Source organism: Collimonas fungivorans (assembly GCF_028292705.1).
Lineage (GTDB): Bacteria > Pseudomonadota > Gammaproteobacteria > Burkholderiales > Burkholderiaceae_D > Collimonas > Collimonas fungivorans_B.
This window is the reverse complement of record NZ_JAQGLV010000186.1, coordinates 1-4,193: the sequence shown is the minus strand read 5'-3', so window position 1 is coordinate 4,193 and position 4,193 is coordinate 1. Positions and strand designations below refer to the sequence as shown.

Genomic DNA, 4,193 nt, shown 5'->3' with positions numbered 1-4,193 from the left:
CAGATGGATTTTTATCCGATGCTGTGGAACGGCAACTACGACGCCGCCAGCATCGAAGCATCCCTCAAGAAGAATCCTCAAATCAAGTATCTGCTGGTACTCAACGAGCCCAACCAGTCCGACCAATCCAATCTCACGCCGCAGCAGGCCGCCAACCTGTGGCCTGGCTTCGAAGCGATCGCGGCGCACACCGGCGTCAAGATAGTCGGGCCGGCGATCAGCTGGGGCACCATGCCGGGTTACGCCGATCCGGTGGTATGGCTGGATGCCTTCTATGCCGCCTATCGCAACGCCAACGGCAGCCGCGATCCGCAAATCGATTACCTGGCGTTCCATTGGTACGACTACGGTCTGGCAGGGCAACTCGACCGCCTCGCCAAGTACGGCAAACCGTTCTGGGTCACCGAATTCGCCAACTGGCATGCGCAAGCAGACGGCGCGCAGATCGACACGCTTGCCAAGCAAAAGGCCCAGATGACCGACATGGTGGCTGTCTGCGAGGCGCGCGCCGATGTATTTCGCTATGCATGGTTTACCGGCCGCTGGAACAACGACAGCCATTTCACCAGCTTGCTGGGCGCTCCCGGGCAGCTCACGGACCTTGGCCGGCTATATCTGTCGCTTCCGCATTGATGGAAGCGACCGGGTGAAGCGACCCGCCATGCGCTTTAATGCAAATGCAGCGCCTTGCCGATATAGTCAAAGAATATGCAATACAGCATGATCGGCAACGGCAAACCAAGCAGGGTGCCGATCAGGTATTTGTAAAATTTCACGCCCGACAAGGCCAGCGCGTAATTCAGGGCAGGAACGGTCTGAAACAGTATCCTTAACAGCGCGATGCTTGTAATCGGGTGCGCATCGAGGCCGCGGAGTATTTTCAACGCATAACGGTTCTTTAATTCCCGGAACGCGTCGCCGCCGATGAAGCGGATTGTCAGGAAAGTAAACACACAGGAAATGACCGCCGCGAAATAGGTTGCAAGGCCGCCCCAGGTCTTGCCCAGGGCCAGTACCGCCGCCGCGAGAAATATCCAGCCGGGTATCTGAATCAGGTTACCCAGGCAAAACAATAAAATAAAGATCAGCAAGCCGCTAACTTTATTGTCGACGATCTGTTGACGAAGGAACGTCAAATTGAAATGTTCCCGCAGGCCGGAAAATTGAAACAGGGCGAGCAGCAGCAACAGAAAAAGAACAACGATCAACAGCCGTTTGTAGGGGCGCAAGGCAAAGTCTCACAAGTTAAGGTGGCCAAGTCACGGACCGTCGGTATCGAGCACACGATTGTAGGATTCAAGTCTCAACGCACGCTCTTGCGTCAGAGCCAGTCCCTCATATTCCTGCATCGGTACGTACATTGTCCCATGCCGGGTTTCAAACAGGGCGGACTGCGCCTGCAGCTCCGCATCCCGGAAAACAATCCACGCCCGCTGGGACGCGCGCAGGTTCTGCGCGGCGGGCGCCGGCAAGGTCCGCATCAGTTTCCGGTAGGCGGCATTCAGCCGGTTATCGTAGGTTTTGAGCGCCGCCGCATAACAGTCTGTCTGGTCGGCCGTAGAGACTGTTTTCTCGCTTGACAGGCATGCGTCGAGCGCATCGGCGGTTTTATCCTTGCCTTGTGCCGGAGCGGCGGCGAACGCCGGTGTCCCTCCCATCACGCAGAGAGTAAGGAGCATGAAGAGGCAACCGAGCCGATGGCGACAGTTCGATTTCAATGCGGATTCCAGGATTGGATGGGACTCTGCACCGTTTTTATGGCTGGGCGGTTTGCTTGCGTTTCAGGAAAATTCCGCCGGCAAGCAGCACTATGCCGACTCCCAGCAGAAACTTCGACAACATGCTGCCACCCACTTCACTGTTGTTGGCGGCGCTGATTGCGAGCGCAGCTGCCTGGGCATCGGTAGCAGTCATGGCCGTTGCAAATGCGGTCTCTTCACATTGCTTGATCAAGGACTGTTCGGATTTCTCCGCGGTCAGCCTATCGCGGCATTGCTGGGCCAAAACGGCATCGGCCTTGGGCGGGCCGCTGCTGAAACTGAGAATCGCGCCCAAAACCAGCAACAGTACGCCGATGCCGATCAGCATTACAGGATTCTTTTTCATCAGTATTCCTTAAGTGGTCTCGCGTCAAAGTAACATGTCGGCCTGCGTTGCGATAGAGACGTTGTTGCCACTCAGCGGTTGTGAAAAGTATTTTGTCACCGCGGGTCTTTGTCGCCGCCGCGGTTGCGCCATTTCAACGACAGCCAGACTGCAAGGGCAGTCGTTCCTGCAAACGCCAGCACTGCCAGAAAAATCGAGCGGCTGGAGACGTAGACATAGGCCGTGACGAGCCCTACAAACAAGGGCGCCAGCCATTCTTCCACCTTGGATGGCTTGCGCTGGCCAGAGCGATCCCTGGTTGCCGCTTGCGGCTCGCCTGGATCGGCATCCCCCGCAGTCAGGCGCGTACGCCTTCCTTTCTCAGGAAATGTTGCGCTTAGCGCCGCATCGGGCCAGATATCTGGCGGACCGGAGCCGCCAAGCATCCACACGGGGTTGCCGCTGTTTTTCCATCGAAGGAAGTCCGCCGCCATGCCGGCAAAGTGGTCGCCGGCTTCCGGCGGATGATTGTTGTCCAGGCGGTCCATGCTCTGCGCACCGGCTCGCATCCATTGTTCGCCATCCGAAATATCCGGCAAGCCGGCGGTGCGGAGCAGGAGGAATCCTTCAAAATGCGTGGCGACCAGGTTCTCGAACGCCTCGTAGATGGAGCGGTATTGTTCGCCAATGGCTGTGACCACTTTTTCTTTGCGCAGCGCCAGCCGTTCCAGCGCCTGTTTCTTGCCGGTGACGAAGTAGGGATAGGGGACCTCCGGGTTCTCCGCGTCGGCCTGGAATTCCGCGCGTTCTCCTTCCGCATCGTCGACATCAAAGTCATCGATCATCCTGGCGAATTTCAGGTCAGCCTCGCCATAGATGCACCACCATAAGAGCGGAGGACCGTTTTTCGCCTCCAGTTCAATCCCTGGATCGTCCCAGAATGCGCGCCATTCGTTGCGTTCGCCGTTGGGCATTGCCGGCTGCCTGCAATCGTTCAGAAACACCGGATGAGACATTGCAACTCCTTCCGCAAAAAAACTGGGTGGCAGCATGTCGTGTGCAATCGCACCAGACGGAGTCTTGTGAATCAGGTTCTGGCGAAGCTTTTGTAAAGCCCCCATATTAACGAAAAAAGAGCATTTTGTTTATTTTGGATAGCTGAGTTCGGGATACCAGCCGGTTCCGCGTCCTTCGGGTGTGGCCTTCGATAGTCATGAACTTCGCCAGGCTAGGCGTACGGGACGACATTCCCAAAGCTCGACTGGCTTCATGAAATGGCGTCCCTCAGGATGCAATCAGTAGCCATCGACTTCGATAACGGCCTCGGCGAATGCCTGGGGTGCTTCCTGCGGCAGATTGTGGCCGACGCCCTTGATGATCCGGTGAGTCCGTTTTCCAGAGAACTTGCTGGCGTAGGATGTTCCGTCCGAGGCCGGCGCCACGCCATCGGAATCGCCGTCGAGGGTGATGGTCGGCACTGCGATGACGGGGCCAGCCGCCAGCCGTCGTTCCAGTTCGTCGTATTTAGGGTCGCCTGCGGCGATGCTCAGCCGCCAGCGGTAGTTGTGGATGACGATGCTGATGTAGTCCGGGTTGTCGAAGGAGGCTGCGCAGCGGTTGAACGTAGTGTCGTCGAAGTCCCACTTCGGCGAATTGACCTTCCAGATGAGATTCCCGAATTCGCGCCGGTTTTTGTCGTAGCCCGCCCGGCCGCGTTCCGTGGCGAAATAAAACTGATACCACCATCCGTGTTCCACCTTCGGCGACAGCGGTATCTTGTTGCGCTCAAGGTTGTTGATCAGATAGCCGTTGACCGAGACCATGGCCTTGCAGCGCTCCGGCCAGAGCGCCGCGATGATGTTGGCCGTGCGCGCTCCCCAGTCGTAGCCGGCGAGGATCGCTTTCTCGATCTTGAGCGCGTCCATCAAAGCGATGATGTCGAGCGCTACCACCGACTGCTGGGCGTTGCGGAAGGTCGCGTCTGAAAGAAAACGCGTCGTGCCGTGGCCGCGCAGATGCGGGACGATCACCCGGTAGCCTGCCGACGCCAGCAACGGAGCGACGTCGACAAAACTGTGGATGTCGTAGGGCCAGCCATGCAGGAGAAT

6 protein-coding genes are annotated in these 4,193 nt (G+C 57.8%); 1 reads left to right on the top strand and 5 read right to left on the bottom strand.

Annotated elements, in window-relative coordinates:
* On the top strand, positions 1-633 hold a 633-nt coding region (locus JWQ61_RS10030; RefSeq protein ID WP_304360406.1), incomplete at its 5' end, for a glycosyl hydrolase.
* A 35-nt stretch (positions 634-668) separates the two neighbouring features.
* Here JWQ61_RS10030 and JWQ61_RS10025 read toward each other — a convergent pair.
* The 5 genes from JWQ61_RS10025 to JWQ61_RS10005 all read right to left on the bottom strand — a co-directional run.
* The gene (locus tag JWQ61_RS10025; RefSeq protein WP_304360405.1) at positions 669-1,229 is read right to left on the bottom strand and encodes a VTT domain-containing protein; all 561 of its coding nucleotides are present in this window, start codon (positions 1,227-1,229) and stop codon (positions 669-671) included.
* A 30-nt stretch (positions 1,230-1,259) separates the two neighbouring features.
* Positions 1,260-1,718, bottom strand: coding sequence for a lysozyme inhibitor LprI family protein (locus JWQ61_RS10020; protein WP_304360404.1), 459 nt, complete (start codon positions 1,716-1,718; stop codon positions 1,260-1,262).
* Between the two features lie 37 nt (positions 1,719-1,755).
* Positions 1,756-2,106 (bottom strand): hypothetical protein, encoded by a 351-nt coding sequence (locus JWQ61_RS10015; protein ID WP_304360403.1) that lies wholly within the window; start codon positions 2,104-2,106, stop codon positions 1,756-1,758.
* A 95-nt stretch (positions 2,107-2,201) separates the two neighbouring features.
* Positions 2,202-3,101 carry a hypothetical protein gene (locus JWQ61_RS10010; RefSeq protein ID WP_304360402.1) on the bottom strand — a complete coding sequence of 300 codons (900 nt, stop codon included), beginning with the start codon at positions 3,099-3,101 and terminating at the stop codon, positions 2,202-2,204.
* 279 nt (positions 3,102-3,380) lie between these two features.
* Positions 3,381-4,193: alpha/beta fold hydrolase (locus JWQ61_RS10005; RefSeq protein ID WP_304360401.1), on the bottom strand; the 813-nt coding region annotated here is incomplete at its 5' end.

Coding starts and splice junctions, on each gene's coding strand:
- JWQ61_RS10015 (WP_304360403.1), bottom strand. CDS start 2,106: ATGAAAAAGAATCCTGTAATGCTGATCGGCATCGGCGTACTGTTGCTG.
- JWQ61_RS10010 (WP_304360402.1), bottom strand. CDS start 3,101: ATGTCTCATCCGGTGTTTCTGAACGATTGCAGGCAGCCGGCAATGCCC.